This is a genomic window from Aporhodopirellula aestuarii (assembly GCF_023701485.1).
Classification (GTDB): Bacteria; Planctomycetota; Planctomycetia; order Pirellulales; family Pirellulaceae; genus Rhodopirellula; species Rhodopirellula aestuarii.
Genome location: NZ_JAMQBK010000063.1, coordinates 1 through 21,172, shown reverse-complemented (window position 1 = coordinate 21,172; position 21,172 = coordinate 1). Strand labels below are relative to the sequence as shown.

The following is a 21,172-nucleotide window of genomic DNA, read 5'->3' as shown; positions in this document are numbered from 1 at the left end:
CGGACGCGAGTCCGGGGTCGTCGTCGCCTCCACACACCCCAAGTCGCGCAGCGATGACAGATGCCGCTCGCGGTGCTTCATTCGCGCGCACGCCCCGTTTTGTGTCGACGCGTTGCGACATGCTTCGCCTCGTTTTCCCTAACCACGGACTCACGTCCGTGGCTTTTGGATGTCGTCACTATCGTGACTAACCCGTCACGAGATACTGGATCCAGCAAAACTCAAAAGGGACAGCAACACGTCTTGTCTTCCATTCCTAGTCGCGATAGCGACGGCATGCGAAAGCCTCGGACGCGAGTCCGGGGTCGACATCACCCCACCCCGCATACACCAAGTCGCGAAGCGATGACAGATGCCGCTCCCGGTGGTTCATTCGTGCGCACAACCCCGTTTTGTGTCGTCGCGTTGCGACTTGCTGCGCTTTGTTTTCCCAAACCACGAACCCACGTCCGTGGCTTTTGGATGTCGTCACTATCGTGACTAACCATTCTCGAAAATCCGCATCCAGCTAAACGCAAAAGGGATAGCGACACGTCTTGTCCAGAACGAGTTTCTGGCAGTCCAGTGATAGCCTTGGATGAACATAGGAACCATGGTTATCAACAAATGACCGATAGACCGAAACACTTCAGCCTACGTGCTTACGTGTTTGGTTAGGTCGTTGCAACGGCGGTACTCAAGTCGATACCCACCCTCTCTCACTCGATACCGAGTGCGGAATCAATCGCGTCAGCTTTCACTCGGAGTTGCAAGCGGACAAAGTCCACGTCGCGGCACGGCCGAAGGGACCTGCATCACCGACAGTGCGATGGCGACCAACAACGGTCACGATTCACGGCGCGGTTTGGAATAAACCTCCGGCGGTGTTTCAAACGTCACGACCATCACAACCCGAACTCGATGCGGCCGAGCATAATCGCGCTGATCCGATACCGGCTGAGGGAAAAATGAACCAATTGACGCAATTCACGATTCGTCCTCTGCGAGCGAGCAACCGCATCTCAATGGATCGGTGCGCGACTGCGGCCTCGCCTCGGCAGATTCAAAACGAGCATTCAGCCGCATCGCGTCCTTCAACAAGGCGGTCAACGGCCCCGCATCTTCGGTGAAAAACGTCCTTTTTCCACGGGATAGCCGCGGACCGAGTAGACTGAACCTTGCGTGCTCGAACCGAGTTCGCAAAACGTCGAAACTGGAAAACCTCCACATCTGCTAATGAACCATGCCGAGTCAATTATTGGTGTTTCATATTGACGACGTTCGATTTGGCTTCTCATCCATCCATGTGCGAGAGGTCCTGCTCGCAGCGACGATTTCCTCAGCGGCAGGGCTTCCCCCTTCGGCGCTGGGAGCGCTCAATCTGCGTGGTGAAGTCGTGATCGTCCTTGATGCGCGTCGGTTACTGCGTTTCCCTGACAAACCGATCTCTCACTCCGACCATTTGATTGTCGTTTCCAAAAACGACCAACTGCTCGCCATTCGCGTCGACCGAGCGGTCGAGTTGCTTGAGATGGAGGTTATCGATTCGCCTGCGGATCACATTCCCTCAACCAGTCACCTCGGTCATCAATTTGCCAAGCTCGACGACGAGTTGGTGCAGGTCATCGATTTCGAAGAGTTGCTTGCGGGTATTGATTGCGACCTCGCGAAAAACACTCGATTGCCGGACGAAATTGAGGCATCGAGATGACCGACCTGTCAATGAACGACGCCGACTACGTCGCCCTGAGGTACCTGCTCGAGATGCGTACGGGTTTGGCATTTCGATCCGATCAACGCCAATCGACAGAAACGGGAATTTTCGCCGCAATGAAACGGGCGAATGCCCCCAACGTCGCCACATACCGTGAACTGCTGGCATCCGATCCGGTCGTTTTGGACGATCTGATCGTTGAACTGACCGTCGGTGAAACTTACTTTTTTCGGCATCCCAAGCAGCTCGACTACATCGCCGAGCATATCGTTCCGGACATTTGCCGGCGGCGAGACCACGACCGTACGATTCATGTTTGGAGTGCCGGTTGTGCTTCGGGCGAGGAACCCTACTCGTTGGCCATGTTGTTTGACGAATTGCAACTCCTGCATCGAGTCAGCATTCTGGGCACGGACATCTCTCGCAGTGCACTGCGACGCTGCCAGTCAGGGCTGTATCGTAAATGGTCGATGAGGGACGAAGGTGGAGCGAGATCAGCTGCGTATCTGTCACAAGAGGGCAATGAGTTCCGGGTAATTGATCGCATCCGAAATCACGTTCGATTTGAGTATCTGAATCTCGCTTTGGATCAGTACCCTTCTTTGACGACCGGAACAGCCGATTTGGATTTGATCCTGTGCCGCAATGTCTTGATCTATTTCAGTCCTGAAACGGTGCGAGGCGTGGCGAGGCAATTGTACGATTCGCTCGCCGACGGTGGCTGGTTGGTGCTCGCCGTAGGCGACCCCATGATTGATCACTTCGCCCCCTTTGAAACGATCGTTACCGAAGTGGGCGTTGTCTATCGCAAAGGCCCGCAACCCAAGAATGCGATCGCAGCCGATCTGGTCACGAGCGACGCGTTCGCACGTGACCTGCCTAGCGACACTGGCGGCTCGGCACTTTCTCCCCGCGGACGCGTTCAATCGGACGTCCCTCAATTGATCGACCAGGCGACCCAAGCCCTCTCGGACGGCGACTATGATTTAGCGATCCGGCTCACCGAACCACTTTTGGCGATGCCAGAAGCGGATCGTATTCGCGTGCAAGCGTATGCAAACGTCGATGTGATTGCGGCCGAAAAAACATGCCGAGAAGCGACGCTGCGTCACCAAACTGATGCAGCGTTGCAATATTTGCACGGCGTTCTGTTGCTCGAGATGGATCGAACGGACGAGTCCATTTCGGCGATCAGGCGGGCACTGTTTCTCGATCGACGACTCGTGGTGGGTCATTTTACGCTCGGCTCGGTGCTGCGGCGGCTTGGTAATGTCAGTGCCGCCCAGCGTTCGTTTCGTAACGCGCGTAATTTGGCGGCGGAGTTGCCCGAAGATGCGGTCGTGCCGTTAACGTCCAACGAACGGGCCGGCGACTTGGTAAGAGTCATCGACGCGCAACTGACAGTCCTCAATGATTGGCAGGCCCTCCAATGAAGTCATCACAACCACGCGGATCATTTGACTGGGACGACGCCAAAGCTCGTCTCCAAAAATTAGCGGATCTGATCGATCAGCGCGAGCAATTGCTGCCCGAACAAGCGAAAGCCCTGATGGATCGGCGAGCCAAGGAACTGGCATGCGTTCCCTCGGATCCGGACGCAATCAGTGAAGTCGTCGAAGTACTGGTTTTGTCATTGGCGGGAGAACGATTCGCCATTCCGACACGATCGATCCGAGAAGTATTCCAGGCCCCCTTTGTGACCCCGGTCCCAGGCACTCCCGATTATCTACTGGGCGTTGCGAATTTGCGGGGCGAGGTGCTGGCGGTCGTCGATTTTCATCAACTGTTTGGACTCAGCGAAACGCCTTTCAAGACACACGCCATCGAGAGCATCCCGATGCGGTTGGTGGTCTTCGGCCATGAGCGCGCGGAATTCGCAGCCCCGAGCGATGAGGGAACCGAGGTCACGACTCTCCAAGTTGCCGAAATATTGGATCCCGATGGTTCCCTCGTCGGCGTCTTACGAGATTTCGCGCGGGGCGTCACCAAAGAGGGCGTGATGGTACTCGATGATGAACTCCTCATGAACGATGCGCGTTTGATCTTTGACGACTCCACTGGATAAATCACCGGAACGCCGCGACGAAGATAAGTTTGACGTATTACTAAAAGGTGCCGTGATGGCTATTCGAGATCGACTCTTCAACCTTTCACTGCGATGGCAGACTTGTCTACTCGTTGGCATTACCCTAGCGCTGAGTCTTGGTTTTCTTGGCGGACTAGCTTATCGCTACAGCAGCAAAGAAGTCAAATTATTGACGACCAAGATCATCCTGGCTGAAACCCGTGAGGCAACCGAACGGCTTGCCGAAACTTTGCGATCGAATCGTGCATCCTGTCTCACGACACTCGAGTTTCCGCCGATACCGGGCATCATCCGTTGTTGGGACAACGGCGGCACCGATCCCAACCCGCAGCAAGCCAACTCGACCACCGAGATTTGGATCAACCGGCTCGGCGATATTCTGACGTCGCAGATGCAACGCAATTCCGAACGTCGCTACTGCGCACTGTACGACGAACAAGGCGACGAAGTCTTGCGTGTTTCGCGGACTGTCAACAAGTTCGAGAGAAGCAGCCAAGAAAATACGATCAACGTCAGCGGGGAGGAATACTTTGAGTCCGCGATCCGGGCACCACGTGATCGAGTACACATCTCACCGATGGTGCAAGTCCGAAACGACAAATTCGCGTTTTGTTGCGTGCCGGTTTTCGACGAGAAGAACGAACCTCGCGGTGTCTTTGTGATCTGTTTGGATGGACGCAAACTATTGGAGAGGGCGCTCGCGGCCATTCAATCCGATGCGACCACGACCGATATTGTCAACGAACAAGGCGTCTACCTACTGTGTGAAGAGTCTCCCAGCCGCGAGTTCGCGGACTCGGTTCCGGCAAACCTGTATAGCTACCAAAAACCCGTGCGTTGGCAGCACATGATTTCGACAGGCCCTGACAGCCTCGAATGGGGCGATTTCATCCCCGGTAGTGATCGCCCCGACGGTGTCAGTCTGATCGGCGTCCATCGCAAGATCTTCTTTGACCCCGAATTGAATCCGAACCGCTTTTGGGCGGTCGCTCCCAGTGTCAACGCCGACATCGCCTTAAAACCGGTGACGGATCTGGCACACACTTTCTTGTGGATCGGCTTGGTTGTCTTGGCCGTCGGCGTGATCCTGGCATTCTATGCGACAAAACAAATGACAGCGAGTTTGCAAGAACTTTCGCTGGCTAGCGACCGGATGGCGGGCGGCGATTTGGGTACCGAGTTACCCGCAACGGGAACCGTCGCCGAAGTCCGCGTTCTACGTGATTCTTTGGCAAAGATGACCTCGACGTTAACGACAATGCTCGAAACGTCGACTTCCCAAGAAAAGCGAACGCAGGCGATCTTCAACTCCGTGGCAGACGGGATCATCACGATTACCCCTCAAGGAATCGTGCTTTCGTACAACGCGGCCGCCGAACGTCTCTTCGGCTACCGTTCGGACGAGGTCGTCGGAAAGAACATCTCGATGCTGATGCCGTCACCGCACCGCGAGTCACACGATGGTTACTTGCGGCGGTACATGACAACGGGTGAGGCACGCATCATCGGCCAGTCACGCAAGATGGAAGGGCAACGGCGGGACGGGAGCCGTTTTCCACTCTCGTTGCGTGTTACCGAATTGAAACGCGGCGACGAACACATCTTCATCGGCATGATTCAAGATATCACCGCCCACACCGCCATCGAGAAAGAGCGAAAGGATTTGTTCAACGCGTTGAGAGATGCGGTCGTTCGCTTGGCCGTCGCGAGCAAACAGATCCTCGCCACGACATCCGAGCAGGCGGCGGGAACGCAACAACAAGCCGCAGCCGTCGCCCAAACCGTTGCGACCGTGGATGAAGTCGCGCAAACGGCGAGACAAGCTTCCGAGCGTGCGGACACCGTCGCCAAAGTTGCGAAGCAGGCGGACGAAGTGGGTCGGGAAGGGAAACAAGCCGTCGAACAAACGGTGCGTGCTATGGACGATGTTCGAGAGCAAGCGGAATCGATTGCCGAAAACATCTTGTCGCTCGCAGAAAAGGCGCAGTCCATCGGCGAAATCATTCTCACCGTCAGCGATATCGCAGAACAAACCAACGTCTTGGCGCTCAATGCGGCCGTCGAAGCCTCGCGTGCCGGCGAACACGGTAAAGGCTTTGCAGTCGTGGCTGCCGAAGTCAAATCGCTCGCCCAACAATCCAAAAAAGCGACCGGACAAGTTCGTCAGATACTCGGTGAAATCCAGCACGCAACCAACGGTGCTGTTCTGTCGACCGAACAAGGCACCAAATCGGTTAATGCAGCCGGCATGATCGTTGCCAAGGCGGGCGACACGATTACCGCACTCGGCGAAACGCTCGCACAATCAGCACGGATGGCGACTCAGATCTCAGCGTCGGCCAACCAGCAGGCCGCAGGTGTGACTCAGTTGAACGAAGCGATTCGCAATATCAATCGCGTCACCAAACAAAACGTCGAAGCGATCCACCAGATCGAAGAGGCAGCAAAAAATCTCAGCGCGATGAGCAACGAACTCGCTTCGCTGACCACCGGGCAACAGTTTGCAAACACGACCGATATCGAAAGCGTGATTTAACGTCCGCAGGACTCGCACCTCAAGCGAAAGGTGTGATGTTGCGAAACTCCTCAATCTCAACCGGAACAGACCTCGCACAACGGATCAGGAAACATGGAAAAAAGCGAATTGATGCTGCGACTGATGTCGACGTTCCTGGAGGAGCTCCACGAACGCATGGGCGAGATGAATCGCGACTTACTCGCCTTGGAAAAAGAACCGGCAGGAAACGGACGTCAAGAAACGCTGAAGTCTCTTTTTCGTTCCACCCACACGATCAAAGGTGCCTCGTGTGCAGTCGGAGTCGATGTCATCGAACGGGCTTGCCATTTGATCGAAGACATGCTTACCCCGGTTCGCGATGATGACAAGCAACTCTCGCCATCGCAGTACACGATTTTGTTTAAAACCTTCGACGCGATCGAAGAAGCCGGGATGCGATTGCGTGACGACCAGAACCTTGACCAATCCCCGTTGCAGTCGATCCTTCCGCAATTGGAAGCCGCCATCGCGGACGAAGATTTTTCCGAGGAGACCTTGCCCGATGTCGAACCGGTGGGGCAATACGCAACCAAACCGGCAGCAGCCACCTCGAAGGGCATGTCGGTACGAGTCTCCGCTGAAAAACTCGACGATCTGTTGGCACAAAACGGTGAACTCCTGGTTGCCGAACGCCGGGTGGCTGCGAGAACTCATGACGTGTCTGCGCTGAGCGAGGCGGTCGCCAATTGGAAGGCGGATTGGAAAACGATCGAAAAACCGCTCCGCCGAATCATCGCCTCCGAATCGCAGCCTCGCGTCGATCAGATCGCGCTGCCTCGACATGCCGCGGCTATCTTTGAACGAATCGCGGCGAGCGTCGGCAATTTTGAAAAACAACTCGACCACTTGTCCAGCGGCATGAAAGGGGACGGTCGCCTGCTCCGTCAAGTTTGTAGTTCGCTAGATGGTGAGGTTCGACACATCCGGATGTTGCCGTTCGCCGAGGCCTGTAGCGGGTTGGAGCGAGCTGTCCGTGACGTGGCTCGAAACTCTGGCAAGGAGGTTCAACTCATCTTCGAAGGCGAAAGCGTGGAGGTCGACCGTTCGGTTTTGGAAGGCCTCAAAGACCCCCTGTTGCACATCGTTCGCAACGCCGTGGATCACGGGATCGAGTTACCGAAGCAGCGTCTCGACGCCGGCAAGCCGATCCCGGCGACGGTCAAGGTTTCCGCAGCGCTGCGCGGTGGGCAGGTCGAAATCGTTGTCGCCGATGATGGACGCGGCTTTGATCTGGAAAAGATCCGGGCGAAACTGAAAGAAAAACAGCTTCCCCAACCTGACAGTGATCGCGAATTGGCCCGTGCAATCTTCCTGCCTGGATTCTCCACCGCCGCGACCGTGACGGACATCTCCGGTCGAGGCGTCGGCCTGGATGTCGTGCAAACGCAAATCGAATCCCTGCATGGAACCGTCGACGTTCACTTTGAAAAAGGGAAAGGTGCGAGTTTCGTGATGTGCGTCCCATTAACGCTCACCACCCTTCGCTCAGTCCTCGTGAAATCGGCCAACCAGATTTATGCCATTCCGACGGTGCACGTTCAACACTTGGTGCGATTTGGGCGAGAGCGGATCACCTCGCTTGGCAATCGCGATGCCTTGCTGTTGGGAGATGCTCCGATGCCATTAACGACACTCTGCGGTGCCTTGGGCGTAACCCGGTCAGCCGCCAAAATCGGAGACAACCAATTGCTAGCGATCGTCCTGGGCTCGGGAGAACAGTCCGCGGCCTTCGTGGTTGACGAGTTGATCAGTGAACAGGAAGTGACCGTCAAGAATCTCGGTACCCGCATTCGTCGTGTGCGTCATGTCGCGGGCGCGACGCTGTTACCATCCGGACACGTGGCTTTGGTATTGAACGTGGCCAATCTCATTCGCAGCAGTTTCGGCATCAAGACCACCCCCATTCTGATCTCGGCCGATCGTCCTGAGAATGTCGCGGTAAAAGAACACCGAATCCTTGTCGTTGATGACTCGATGACGACCCGCGCGTTAATCAAAAGTATTCTTGAAACCGCCGGATACGACGTTTCGGCGGCGCGTGACGGGCAACATGCGTTAGATTTGTTGAATGAGCACGAATTCGATTTAGTGGTCAGTGATGTCGATATGCCACGCCTCGACGGTTTCGGGCTGACGACGGCCATTCGGGCGCAAGAGCGTTTGAAGGGATTGCCCGTCGTGTTGGTGACCGCTCGAGGCACTGAAGAAGACAAGGTCCGTGGTATCAACGTGGGTGCGGATGCGTATATTGTGAAGTCGGGTTTTGAACAAACCAATTTGCTTGACACAGTCTCGCAACTCTTGTGATCCCATAGGCTTTGAAAACCATGCTACGTCTGTTGATCGTCGATGATTCGCCGACTGCGCGAGAACTACTCGCGGGTATCTTCGCGCTCGATCCGGAGATCCAGGTGGTCGGTCTTGCTCACAACGGCAAGCAAGGCGTCGAACGGGCTCAAGAGCTGCAGCCCGATGTGATCACCATGGATATCGAAATGCCGGTATTGAATGGATTTCAGGCCACCAAACAGATCATGACGAAGTGTCCGACGCCGACCGTCATCGTCTCGTCCAACAATGCCGTCCACGAACAGCACGTCGCGGTGCAAGCGATGGAGGCCGGAGCATTGACCGTGCTCCGCAAGCCCTGGGGACCCGGAACCTCTCGGTTTCAGAAAGACGCCCATGAACTCATTGCAACGGTCAAGGCGATGGCGGAGGTGAAGGTCGTTCGGCATCACAACCGTGCCCCAACCACGCCCCCGCTCCCATTGCCGCCCCTCCCCAACTCCCCCAAAAGCTCCGCGGCGCGGATCATCGGGATCGCAAGTTCAACAGGGGGACCGCCAGCATTAGTGCAAGTTTTGTCGCGACTACCATCCGAATTTCCGGTCCCGATCTTGGTGGTGCAACATATCGCACAAGGTTTTACCCAAGGGCTGGTGGAATATCTCGACTCCACGGTCACCCTTCCCGTCCAGTTAGCCCGAGCCGGAGAGCTACTGCAAAACGGACGAGTTTATCTGTCTCCCGACGGCTATCATCTCGGCACTGCCGTTGATCGAACCGCATGTTTATCGACCCAACCGCCGATTGACGGATTTCGTCCTTCCGCCGATTTCCTCTTTGAATCGCTGGCCACCGTTTACGGTCCCAGGGCTGTGGGCGTGATCATGACCGGGATGGGGCATGATGGTGTCGAGGGCCTCGGCAAATTGCACACCGCCGGCGGTCGAGTCATCGCACAGGATGAAGATTCTTGCGTCGTGTTCGGCATGCCGGGCAGCGCGATCGAGGCTGGTGTGGTTGATCGCGTGTTGCCGGTCGGTGCAATCGCGAAAGAGCTGTTGGCCTGCGTCGCTTCGCGTGAACTCTTATCCGACCACTAGAGCATCGCCCCCTCACGTCCCGTGGGCGGTGTTGCCGATTGGAACAGCAAGCCGTCCACCGTCTGGCGACGGTAGCTACCGCATACAGATACACGTGCTCGTCTTAGCGGTACGGCGCAAGCCGTCCGGTCACGTGTCACCGGACGGCTCGCGCCGTTCCGCTAAGCCAGGTAGCTACGTTCTCTAAAACCTGCCCAGCCACGGCAGCCTAATGGACTCGCGACAAATCGGGTTATGGCCCCGCATTTTCATCACCCATCCTTGCTACGACGGCAGTCCCGGGCAGGACGAAGTGGTGGTCGGATTCAATTGTCCATTGCCCAGAAATCCTTCGTCAACGCTGAGCGAAGTGACCTCAGCCGGCACGTGTTTATCTTCGCGGCAAATCTCGCGAAAATCTTCCGCATGTTCGAGGAAAACCCGCACCATTTCGATATCCCATTGGGAGCCCGCGCCGCAACGCAAAATCTCTTCGGCCGCTTCGAACGCCATCCCTTTGCGGTAAGGCCGATCGCTCGTCATGGCATCGTAAGCGTCGACAATGGCAAGGATCCGTCCCGCGACTGAAATCTCGTCGCCAGCAAGTCGACTCGGATACCCGCTGCCATCAACCGACTCGTGATGCTGCAACACTCCCTCGAGCGCATACGCCAAGGGCTCGATCGGTTGCAGAATCTTAAATCCGATTTCGGGATGTCGTCTCAACTCGCGGTACTCATCTTCGCCCAACCTGCCCGGCTTGTTGAGGATTGTATCGGGAACACCGATCTTACCGACATCATGGAGCAGCCCCGTGATAAACAATTGCTCCTGCGTCGTCTCGCCGAGCCCCAAGCGGAATCCCAATTGCTGCGCCATTTTTCCCACACGGTCGCTATGACCATGGGTGTAGCGATCCTTGGCATCAACTGCACCGGCGAGCGACCGAATCGCACCAATCGCCAATTCTCGGTTGGTGCGAAATAATTCCGAACTCTGAATATGTGTGATCAGGACATCAGCGGCCACTTGAATCAAACGCGCCTCTTCCGTACCGAAATCTTCTTGCACCAAACCGAGACCAGATTGCGACGGAATATTTTCATACGAACGATTGATCGCGATCAACCATCCATGGCAGAGTCCTTGTCGTGCCACGCGGACCAAAATCACCGATTCCACTCCGGGGAATTTCGATTTCACCGAAGTGGCGGAGATCCAGTTCTTGACCAGTGGTTGGATGTGGGCGTCGCTGCCGAAATGTTCGACGATGCGTGTAAACAATTCAGGGTTCACATCGCTTACCCCCGTCCTGAAGCTCTGCGTCAGGTCGTCAACGGAGTCTTCTGACGCAAAGGGTAGATATTCGTCGGCGCTCAAGAAGACGACTAATTCGCAATGAAGAATCTGTTGCAGGTGTGTCAGTAACCGAGCGGCGATTTTTTCGATGCTCTTGGTTACATCGCAAAGTTCCAGGTTAGCCAGTGCCTCGAACCAACTACGTTCTTCAAAATTTTGCAGAACACGTTCGGCATAGGAATCCAGCTGCAGCTCCTGCTCCTGTGTTTGGGCTCGCAGTTGCAGGTTATCACTCGCCAAGCGGGCGAGTTTTGACATCCAATCGCACTTCGTGGTTTCCATCTCACCCACTGCGAAGAGCGTAGCGCGCCCCGATCCATGAATCGGAATCGCAATTCGAAAGAAGTCGCTCTTCAACTCCTCGACGTAAGGATGCTGAGGATCAAAATCAACCGGCAGAAACCTGCCAAACGGATTGTCCGTCACAACTGGAACGGATTGCCCCAGCGTCGATTCGCCTGCGCATAGACAAATGTCTGCATAACTGCAGACCGACAGCGGTGCGCCGAACAGCGTCTCGAGGTCTTCTTTCGCGGTATTGACGGCGAATAACTCTTCAACCGTGACATTGGATAGCGACATCGGCTTTCCCAATTCAACAACAAGATTTGCATTTTTTAGATAAGTCTCAGCAAAACCTAGCTCTTAGATCAGACACCAACATTGTCGCAACGATTTTTCTAACGAATTCCGTGATGCTCCATTCCCTGACCTAGAGTTGGTCATCCGCAAGTTCGCGGGCTTGACTCAAACACTGAACGTATCCCCACCGGGGTATACAACCACGGAGAAATGAAAATGAAAAATTTCGCTCGATCCCGTAAGGGGTACACGCTGGTCGAATTAACGGTCGTCATCCTGATCATTGGTGTGATCGCAACGGTTGCGGCTCCCAAGTTCTTTGACTCGTTGACCAAGGCGCAAGACAACTCGGCGACACAAACGCTGCAAGTGGTCCGTGACGCCATCGAACTCTACAAAGCTAACAACGGGGACTATCCCGGTGCCGACGGCGCCGAAGCCACCCTGAAGACGAACTTGGACGATTATCTGCGAAACGATTTCCCTACTTGCCAAGTCGGAAAACGTGACGATGCCGTCAAGATCGAGACCGATGGTGCCGCACTCTCGGGCAAAATCGATGGCACGACCGGGTGGATCTACGACAAATCGACTGGTGAGTTCCGCATCAACCATTCGAGTTACAGCACCCTGTAAGGCGGAATGTGGGAAACGTTCGGAAATAACTTCGTTGTGTCAAGCGGCAGCGGAACGGCGTGAGCCCTCTGGTGATCCACCGGGTGCTTACGCCGCTCCGCTAGCAACGAACTCTACGCCGAACCGCTCCTTTGAATACGACCGTCCACTGACGATGGTGGTGGTCAAAGCCCGTTCACATTCGTCCCTGCTACGGTGCATCCCTTGAACACTGACCACCCAAAACGAATCCTCATGCTCGAAGACGACCGCATCATGGCGGACGTCATGCAACGCAGTCTGCGCCGCGCCGGATTCGAAATAATCTGGGCGAAGTCAGGACTCGACGCGCTCAACTATCTCGACCAGGCGTTTGACCTCGTGGTGAGTGATTACCACATGCCAAAGATGAATGGTGAAGAGTTCGTCAAACGGCTGCGAACGAATGAGCTGAATTCAGAAGTCCCAGTGATCTTTGTCACCGGGAAACAATTGGAATTGGACCATGATCAGCTGCGCCGTGAACTCGGTGTCAGGCTCATCGTTTCAAAGCCATTCGGCCCGCGACATTTGATACAAGTTATTCAGCAGTGTCTTGAGAGTTCTGACCTCTCAATACCAAACGGCAGTAGTCTCGAATCATGAACACCCCGCGCCTACACCATCAACGACTCAGTCGACGATTGCTTTCGTATTATCTGATGTTTGGGCTGATGAGCATCATGACGCTCAGTCTGAGTTGGATGCTGCTCGACCGATCGCAACAGTCTCAGACTGTCAAGCAAGGCTTGATGTCACGTTTGAGCGATATTTCAACGCAAATTGCGACCGATTACCGCACCGCGGACGGGACAAACATTCAATCGATCGTTGAAAAGCTGAGCGTCCTTCCCGAATTTTCCTACTGCGGGATCATCTCCTTCGACGGCGTTTACCAGGCCCACACCAACCCAGAACTCATCGGACGCAAGTCGGCGAGAATGCTGTCGGTGGGATCGTCGTCTGGAGTCGTCGAGCGAATTCGTTATCTGCGCGGCAACCAGCCGAATCTCTGCGAATATTGGCTGCCTGTGGCCGATTCGCAGCAGAGCTATGGCTTGATGCAAGTCGCCGTATCCGCCTCTCATCTCGAAACCACCGACGGTGGTGCGGTCCGGCATGCCGGGATGACGATCGCGTTGCCTCTCCTATTGTTAGTTCTCGGTGGCATCAAACTTCACGGAGTCGTCCGATCAAGTTCGATGATCGAACGACAGTTGGAAGGACTCTGCGACGAATCAACCGGCGAAACGCTGCCGATCAGTCCCGTCGAACCGGGCGGTCCTGCTTCGATCGGCTGGAACCATCTGGTATCGGTGGCACAACGCTCCGTCAGCCTAGGCAAACTGGAAGAACGGCTCGCCGAATCACTCGGTGGTTTGAACGAGGAAAAGTATGGCCAAATCCTACAGGGATTGAGCGACGGCATTGCATCAACGAACGAAACCGGACGGATCCTGTTTGCCAATAAAGCGTTTGCCGCATTATTAAACGTCGACTACGACGCGACCACAGGATCTTCGATCGAAGAGCACCTGTTAAAGAGTTTTCCCGAGGCCGCCAATTTGGCGAGTCTCCACCTGAATGAACCATCGCGTCCCGCGGTCTTAGAACTCCATCGTTCCAATATCTTGTCTGATGGTGTACTGCGATTGGCCCGCGTCCCACTGCGCTCGAAGGATGGCAAGTCGCTTCTTCTGGTGTGGTCGGTGCGTGACATCACTCAGCAAAAGATGGCCGAAAATGCTCGCGATCAATTCGTTGATAACGCGACGCACGAGCTACGCACCCCTTTAACGAACATCAAAGCATGCGCCGAAACGCTTCAACTCGAAGACGACGTCGACGTTGAGCTTCAAAAGCAGTACCTCAATACGATCAATAACGAAGCCACTCGTTTGGGCCGCTTCGTCGATGAGTTCTTGAATATCAGTCGGATGGAAGCCGGTTCGCTCGCGGTGACGCGTAGCAACGTGCACGTCGATCGACTCCTCAGTGAGGCGATTGCCAAAGTGAAACCGCAGATGACGATGAAACAGATCGACTTCCAAGTTTCGCTACCGCCCAAACTCCCTGAACTCAAACTCGACAAAGACAAGATCGCCGCTGCGTTGGTCAACCTCCTGGGCAATGCTGCCAAGTACACGCCGACCGGTGGTCGGGTCACGTTGCACGTTGAGATGTCGGGGGACACCATTCGCATCCACGTCGAAGACACTGGTATCGGGATCGCGTTGAATGAGTTGCCCAAAGTGTTCGAAAAATTCTTCCGCAGCGATGATGAACGCGTGCGAGATGAAAGCGGCACCGGACTGGGCTTGGCCTTCGCACAAGAAGTGATCCGACTTCACGGCGGCAAGATTACCGCACGTAGCGAACTCGATCATGGATCACGCTTCACAATCAACCTACCTCTAGCATAGGGAAATGCGATGTACGAATACATGAAGCGTGGCGCCGTCCACCTGATCCAATTCACCAGTCCACTCAAACGCGATCACGCGGAAGAGATCACGTCCGCAATTGACCGTTGCTTTGATCAAGGACAGCCTCAGATCGTAATCGACTTAGAAAACGTCGTGCTGATGGACAGCCGCGGCTTGGAGTTATTGGTCGAGTCGCAACAGCGTTGTCTCGAACTAGGCGGTTGCATCAAACTCGCCAAACCCAACGAACTCTGCCGAGACATTCTCGAGGCCACAAACGTCGTCTCTCAATTCGAAGTGTTCGACGACCATCTGGTCGCTGTCGGGAGTTTCGCGCAATGACACTCTCAACCCTCACGCCGAGAACCCAGAGCCGCGTCTTCCCGAGTGTCATGGGATCCGCCACAAACAACCCTCTCCCGTTGGGCGAACAGCTCGTTCAAGCGGGATTGATCACCCAAGATCAACTCAAGACCGCCCTCGGCCGACAAAAAGAAAATCGCGCCCGACTGGGAGAACTGTTGGTTGAACTGGGTTTCATTGATCTGGTGCAGCTGCTTCCTTTCTTGGAACGTCAACTCAAGATCAAAGCCGTTCGGCTACGCGATGGGATGATTGACCCGGGCGTTGTCCTGCACATCCCTCGCGACGTCGCCGAGAATCTCGGCGTGTTGGCGATGTTCAAAGTGCACGACACTTTGACGGTTGCGATGACGGAGCCCAAAAATCTCCAACAAAAAGACGAACTGGAGCGAATCACCGGATGCAAAATCCGGCCCGTTTTCGGATTGGGTATCGACATCAGCGAGATGATCGAACGCTGCTATCGGGCAGGGTTTGAGGTCGATACGGTCACCGCGGACTTGTCCAAGGATGCCGTCGAACTCGAATCTGAATCCTTGAACATCGATCTGGCGGACCTCGATACGGTATCGGACGGGAGTCCGATTATCAGCTTGGTCAACTACATCATCGTCCACGCGGTCCGCCAGGGTGCCAGCGACATCCACATCGAGCCTGGTGATCATGTTTCGATCGTGCGTTACCGTGTCGACGGTCAACTGCACGAGGTACTCCGGCCACGACATGAGTTTCACCCGGCAATCGTATCGCGCATCAAAGTCATGGCACGGATGGACATCGCCGAACACCGTGCTGCGCTCGATGGACGGATGCACGTTTCGGTCGAAGGCAATCCGATTGACCTACGAGTCTCGACGCTTCCCACCGTCCTCGGCGAGAATGTTGTGCTGCGGGTTCTCGACCGACAATCGGTGACCTTTGACCTTGAGAAACTCGGTTTGCCGAGCGACATGCTTTCCGGTGTCAAAGGGATGCTTCGCAAGCCTCACGGTCTGGTGCTCGTGACCGGTCCGACGGGTAGCGGAAAAACAACGACACTGTATTCCGCCTTGGAACTGCTGAAATCGGTTCACAACAAGATGGTCACGGTCGAAGATCCCGTCGAGTATCGCTTGGACATGATCAACCAAGTTCAGGCGGATACTTCATCAGGCATGACTTTCGCAAGCGCTCTGCGGTCGATCCTGCGGCAAGACCCCGACATCATCATGGTCGGCGAAATTCGTGACTCGGAAACGGCTGAAATCGCCATCCAAGCCGCGTTGACGGGACACCTCGTCCTCAGCACGCTGCACACCAACGATAGCGCCGGAGCGGTCACGCGTCTGCTCGACATGAATGTGGCTCCTTACAAAATCGCGGCAGCCTTAGTGGGCGTGATCGCGCAGCGACTGGTTCGAAACATTTGCCCGAAATGCAAGACATCGTATTTCCCGCCCGCCGAGCTGCTGGATTCTCTGCGATACCAAGGCAATCGCCGACGCTCCTTCGAACGGGGCGACGGATGCAGCGAGTGCCGCGACACCGGCTATCGCGGCCGATCGGGCGTCTACGAAGTCATGCAGATCAATAGTGAACTTCGTGAAATCATCTCGCGAGACGCGAACGCGGAAAGCATTCGCCGTTGGCACCGCGAACACGGCGGACAAACATTGTTGGATCACGGATTGCGGTTGGCCGAAAGCGGCAGCACCAGTCTGGATGAAGTCGCCCGAGTCGCGTTTGTAGATTAGTCCCCTCATTAAAAAACTAAAATCGTCAGCTGTTTAGGCATCGTTGTGCTTTACCAATACAAATCCAAGTCGTCACGCGGCACCCTGATCAACGGAACGATCGAGGCCGAGTCCGCCAAAGAAGCACAGGAGCGACTGCGCCAACGCGGCGAAACATTGCTGTCCTTATCACAAGGTGGTCGTGGTTCGCTGAAATCCTCGTTCGCGCGGAAGAAACGTGGCAGCCACGTTCCCCAACAGGAACTGCTGATGCTCACGTCCCAGTTGGCCATCATGTGCGACACGGGCGTCGATTTAGCAGAAGCGTTTGAGGAGTCGGCCGAGAACTGCGCTCACGAAGGGTTGCGCAAAGCGTTGCTTGGTGTTCACGCGGACATTTCGGAAGGCCTGCCGATCGCGGAAGCTTTGAGGCGGCAACCCCACGTATTTAATTCGGCTTACGTGGCGAGTGTTGCTGCGGGAGAAGCATCCGGGGAAATGTCGGAAGTCTTGTTTCGGATCACGGATGTTTTGAGAAGTGAGATCCGCTTGCGGAGTATGGTCAAAACGGTCTTGGCCTACCCCATGATTTTGTCGGTACTGTCGCTCGTGGTCTTGGCCGTCCTGTTATTTTTCGTGCTCCCTAATTTCGGGGAGATATTTAAGGACATGCACGTTCCGCTCCCCGTTTCGACGCAAGTATTGCTGGCGTTTTCGGGTAGCCTTCGAAATGACTTCTTGATCTGGTTCATCGGGATCGGCATCCTGCTCGCGGTGACCGTGCCACTGATGAAGACACAGAAGTTTCGAGAGCTGGTGCATCAGTTCTTACTCAACGGATTCGTTTTGAAAAACGTGACCCGAGCGATGCTCACCGGTCGCGCATTCCGATTGATGGGAACCATGCTTCAAAGTGGTGTTCCCCTTTTGGAAACGATTCAATTGGTTCGTTCATCGATTAAGAATTCGAAGTATCGAGAGTTGTTTAACGTGCTCGAGAAAGAGGTCCTCAATGGGCGGGGCATCGGTCCCGCTTTGTCGAGAACCGAGTTCGTGCCCGCGGGAGCCTCGCGAATGATCATGACGGCCGAGAAAACCGGTCGTTTGAGTCATGTGATGGACAAAGTCGGCACGTTCTACGAGGACGAAGGCGAACGACGACTGCAAGAGGTCTCAAAATATTTTGAACCCGTCATCATCATTTGCATGGGAAGCTTAGTTGCTTTCATCGTCGTTTCGATCCTGTTGCCGATGCTGAGCTTTGCAGACATTTCCTGATCACTTCACCGTCCAATAGAACAGTTGAACAAAACCGGGTTCGCGGAATCGAACAACCAATCACGACAAAAGGCCCTTCGGGGAATGGAATAATGCAGTTACTACAACCCGCTTTTCGATGGCAAGGCGCGCAAGCCTCCAGCACTGGATGGATCGGCATTGAGATCGGAACGACGGCAATCAAAATTGCCCAGCTCGAACGCAAGGATCACCAATCTCGAATCGCGCGTAGTATCGTGGTGAACGCGGACGACGAACGACCGTTTGACGTTGGTTGTTTCGAGAGCGGTCGCATCGGCCAAGAAATTCGCAAGGCACTCACGTCTCACGGTGGTTTTCGCGGACGCAACACCGCGTGCGTCCTTTCCATGCACTTTTGCGGATTGCGGACTCTCTCGAGTGCGGCTGAATCAGACGAAGAACGTCGAGAATTGATCGGTCTGGAACTCTCTCCCAAGGTCTCTTCCTCGCGGCAGAAGGAAGCGATTGAATTCGACTTTTGGGATTGCCCAAATCAACCCGCTGACGAGAACGGAATGACGCCGGTTCACGTTTTGTCGATACCTTCCTCACTTTCCTATTCGGTGGGCCGCAACCTGTTGGCCGCGGGCCTGAACTGCCAAGTCCTCGATGGGCTTCCGTTGACGATGATGCGGTCGGCGAGCTTGATGGACGACACGGGAGCTCCTGACGATCAGCCGGTCGCGATTCTCGACTGGGATCACTCCGCGGCGACCCTGATTGTGAGCCAACACAATCAACCGCTATTAACCCGATCCATCAAAGGTTGCGGGCTGCAACGGCTGATGACGGCGATACGTCAACGCCTGAAAATCTCGTCCGTCGACGCGGAAACCTTGCTGAAAACCTATGGAATTGATGGTGGCGAGGAAGCGAACAATTCCAAACGAAAATTGCAAATCATCCTCTCGGACTTAGCCAGCGATCTGCTAACCGAATTAGAAGAGGAAATCTCTCAAACGCTCGAGTTCTTTGAAATGCAATTCCGCGGATTGTGTCCCTCCAAACTGACTCTCGTCGGCGCGGGAAGCTGCATTTCAAATCTTTCCGAACGCCTGACACAAAACGTCGGCATTCCGAGTTCTGCTTGGCAATTGAATGAGCATGGCCCCGAGTCAGGCCATCCCGCTTCTTTGCTCGCGAGCACAGCGTCATTATCAGCATTGGGATGGGAGTTATGAATCGTACACATCTGAATCTCATGCCATGGCGTTTCCAGCTGTATTTGATTGTTCGCGATAGCGTCATCAGGTGGCTGGTCGTGTGCGGCGTCATCGTTTTGGTCGCTCCGATCTATTGGCACTTTCAAAAAGACCGGCTCAGCGCTTCCGCGGATGCATTGGCATTGTTGGAAAGTCGTTGTGCACCCGTCCGAGCCTTCGAAAGCGAAAACTCGCGGATGGCCCAGCGGGTCAAAGAACTCAGGGCCCGTCAAACCTTGCTGGCGCGACTGGACGACCAGCAGGTCCCGTTCCGGTTGATGGGACTGATTAGCCAAAGTTCGAAGCACAGCGGTGGCGGTGTGCAATTAAAGAACGTCAGCATCGAACGCGTACACGAAAAGACCGTACCAACGGCAACTGTCACCTCAGCCAAAGGCGAACCGGCAAAACCGGTTCATCAGGAAGTCACTCGTCTTCGGCTCAACGGGACCGCTCAAGGCAATATCGCCATCTCACGTTTTGTGGCGGCACTCCGCGACACCAGTGTGTTTACCAAGGTGGAACTGAAATCGTCGGTCGGCGCACGCAAAGACGACTCCCGCACCCAAACGTTCTTGGTCGAATGCATCATGTATCCACACACGTTCCATTCCGAACACGTGCAATTGGACATCACACACAGGAGTCACCATGTCATTCGCTAGTCCTCAGGCTCGTTTGCATCGCTGGTGGTGGCTCTCACATGGTTGCGGGCTCTTCGTCTGCATCACGGCAGTCGCCGTCATCCACGTGCTGGTCACCAAACCCATCGAGAATCGTTATACCGAGGTCACTCGGGCGATCGCTCAAGCGGAGCAAGTCCTTACCCATGAACACCGTCTTCGTCGTGAAAATCAGCGACTGAGCGACTCGTTGCTCAAAACAGATGATGAGATCGAAGGGATCCTGAACCGAATTCCCAATGGCCCCTGTGAAGCTGACTTCCTGGGTCAAATGACTGCTTTGGCACATGAGGTCGGTTTGGAAATCGTTGACTACCATCCCAATGAGACGATCACGCAGCCCGAGTATCGAGAGATGCGTGTGACGATCGCTTCCGAAGGTCCGTACGCCGCAATCTGTGAGTTCCTCTATCGCATCAAAGATTTGCCACGGCTGAGCAAAGTGAACGCACTAACAATCAAGCCGAGGCATGATGGAGAAGTGTTTTCGATGGACATGACGCTGGCGATTTACTTTGCCCCTGCAACATCGCTTTCTACCTTGGGAGATCATCAACATGGATCATGACTTTCTAGTGGAGGATGATTCCTCGAAGAAGCAAATGAAGCTTTGGATCGTTGCCGGGGGACTGGCGATCGTACTGGTTGGCTACCATTGTTCTGGCGGCGAGTCCGAGGACGTCTCGGTCAATAACGTTTCCACCAGCAACGTCGCCTACTCGCCACAGCCCACTCAACCTGCTCAATCGGAGGACGCCAAACCGGTACCGTGGCCCGAAATCCGATTCGAAGACCTGGTGGAGAACAACCCTTTCCATTCGTCGCCACGCCCCGACACGATCGGCTCCGTCGGCGACGATCGCAAAGCCGCGATCGAATTTGTTGAACAGGAGCTGGCGAAATCGATGGAGCAACGCCAAAAACAGCGTGAAGCGATGGCGGCAGAACTGGCGGCCGCGTCCTGGAAGGTTCGCATGATCCTTCAACGAGAAGGCAAAAACTATGCCCTGATCGGTGAGCAAACCGTGACCGCCGGGGATGAACTCAACGGCTATCGGATCAGGGAAATCCGATCGGACGGCATCGTTCTCGAACCCGTTGCCGCAACGCAGTAAGTCCCGGTGTAAGTTCCCCGGGGACGACGATTGTATCACTGAAGGATTTCAACTGTAGCGGAACGGCGCGAGC

The 21,172-nt window shown here is 55.1% G+C and carries 17 protein-coding genes; 16 read left to right on the top strand and 1 reads right to left on the bottom strand.

Features of this window, described 5'->3' with window-relative positions; all coding sequences use genetic code 11:
- The first annotated feature begins 1,222 nt into the window (after positions 1-1,222).
- The 6 genes from NB063_RS23605 to cheB all read left to right on the top strand — a co-directional run bounded on the left by NB063_RS23605 (position 1,223) and on the right by cheB (position 9,725).
- Positions 1,223-1,690: a chemotaxis protein CheW gene (locus NB063_RS23605; protein ID WP_250931369.1), complete on the top strand. Its 468-nt coding sequence runs from the start codon at positions 1,223-1,225 to the stop codon at positions 1,688-1,690.
- Positions 1,687-3,126, top strand: a complete 1,440-nt coding sequence (locus tag NB063_RS23600; RefSeq protein ID WP_250931368.1) for a CheR family methyltransferase — start codon at positions 1,687-1,689, stop codon at positions 3,124-3,126. The genes NB063_RS23605 and NB063_RS23600 overlap by 4 nt, the downstream gene beginning before the upstream one ends.
- Complete coding sequence (locus tag NB063_RS23595) at positions 3,123-3,758, top strand: chemotaxis protein CheW (RefSeq protein ID WP_250931367.1); 636 nt, start codon at positions 3,123-3,125, stop codon at positions 3,756-3,758. The genes NB063_RS23600 and NB063_RS23595 overlap by 4 nt, the downstream gene beginning before the upstream one ends.
- A gap of 55 nt (positions 3,759-3,813) precedes the next feature.
- On the top strand, positions 3,814-6,315 hold the full coding sequence (locus tag NB063_RS23590; protein ID WP_250931366.1) for a methyl-accepting chemotaxis protein: 2,502 nt from the start codon (positions 3,814-3,816) through the stop codon (positions 6,313-6,315).
- A gap of 93 nt (positions 6,316-6,408) precedes the next feature.
- On the top strand, positions 6,409-8,643 hold the full coding sequence (locus NB063_RS23585) for a hybrid sensor histidine kinase/response regulator (RefSeq protein ID WP_250931365.1): 2,235 nt from the start codon (positions 6,409-6,411) through the stop codon (positions 8,641-8,643).
- Between the two features lie 20 nt (positions 8,644-8,663).
- On the top strand, positions 8,664-9,725 hold the full coding sequence (cheB, locus tag NB063_RS23580; protein WP_250931364.1) for a chemotaxis-specific protein-glutamate methyltransferase CheB: 1,062 nt from the start codon (positions 8,664-8,666) through the stop codon (positions 9,723-9,725).
- A 264-nt stretch (positions 9,726-9,989) separates the two neighbouring features.
- Here cheB and NB063_RS23575 read toward each other — a convergent pair whose 3' ends face one another.
- Positions 9,990-11,645, bottom strand: a complete 1,656-nt coding sequence (locus NB063_RS23575) for an HD-GYP domain-containing protein (protein WP_250931363.1) — start codon at positions 11,643-11,645, stop codon at positions 9,990-9,992.
- A gap of 216 nt (positions 11,646-11,861) precedes the next feature.
- Here NB063_RS23575 and NB063_RS23570 point away from each other — a divergent pair, with 216 nt between their 5' ends.
- The 10 genes from NB063_RS23570 (at position 11,862) to NB063_RS23525 (ending at position 21,099) form a co-directional block, all read left to right on the top strand.
- Positions 11,862-12,281 carry a type II secretion system protein gene (locus NB063_RS23570; protein ID WP_250931362.1) on the top strand — a complete coding sequence of 140 codons (420 nt, stop codon included), beginning with the start codon at positions 11,862-11,864 and terminating at the stop codon, positions 12,279-12,281.
- Between the two features lie 234 nt (positions 12,282-12,515).
- Entirely contained in the window at positions 12,516-12,905 is a 390-nt protein-coding gene (locus tag NB063_RS23565) for a response regulator (protein WP_250931361.1), read from the top strand.
- Positions 12,902-14,722 carry a sensor histidine kinase gene (locus NB063_RS23560; protein ID WP_250931360.1) on the top strand — a complete coding sequence of 607 codons (1,821 nt, stop codon included), beginning with the start codon at positions 12,902-12,904 and terminating at the stop codon, positions 14,720-14,722. The genes NB063_RS23565 and NB063_RS23560 overlap by 4 nt, the downstream gene beginning before the upstream one ends.
- Before the next feature lie 9 nt (positions 14,723-14,731).
- On the top strand, positions 14,732-15,067 hold the full coding sequence (locus NB063_RS23555) for an STAS domain-containing protein (protein ID WP_250931359.1): 336 nt from the start codon (positions 14,732-14,734) through the stop codon (positions 15,065-15,067).
- Positions 15,064-16,821, top strand: a complete 1,758-nt coding sequence (locus NB063_RS23550; protein WP_250931358.1) for a GspE/PulE family protein — start codon at positions 15,064-15,066, stop codon at positions 16,819-16,821. Before NB063_RS23555 ends, NB063_RS23550 begins: the two co-directional genes overlap by 4 nt.
- A gap of 45 nt (positions 16,822-16,866) precedes the next feature.
- Positions 16,867-18,078, top strand: coding sequence for a type II secretion system F family protein (locus NB063_RS23545; RefSeq protein WP_250931357.1), 1,212 nt, complete (start codon positions 16,867-16,869; stop codon positions 18,076-18,078).
- Between the two features lie 92 nt (positions 18,079-18,170).
- Positions 18,171-19,280, top strand: coding sequence for a pilus assembly protein PilM (gene pilM / locus NB063_RS23540; RefSeq protein ID WP_250931356.1), 1,110 nt, complete (start codon positions 18,171-18,173; stop codon positions 19,278-19,280).
- Positions 19,277-19,966 carry a PilN domain-containing protein gene (locus NB063_RS23535; protein WP_250931355.1) on the top strand — a complete coding sequence of 230 codons (690 nt, stop codon included), beginning with the start codon at positions 19,277-19,279 and terminating at the stop codon, positions 19,964-19,966. The genes pilM and NB063_RS23535 overlap by 4 nt, the downstream gene beginning before the upstream one ends.
- Entirely contained in the window at positions 19,953-20,552 is a 600-nt protein-coding gene (locus NB063_RS23530) for a type IV pilus inner membrane component PilO (protein WP_250931354.1), read from the top strand. The genes NB063_RS23535 and NB063_RS23530 overlap by 14 nt, the downstream gene beginning before the upstream one ends.
- On the top strand, positions 20,542-21,099 hold the full coding sequence (locus NB063_RS23525; protein ID WP_250931353.1) for a hypothetical protein: 558 nt from the start codon (positions 20,542-20,544) through the stop codon (positions 21,097-21,099). The genes NB063_RS23530 and NB063_RS23525 overlap by 11 nt, the downstream gene beginning before the upstream one ends.
- The last annotated feature ends 73 nt before the right edge of the window (positions 21,100-21,172 follow it).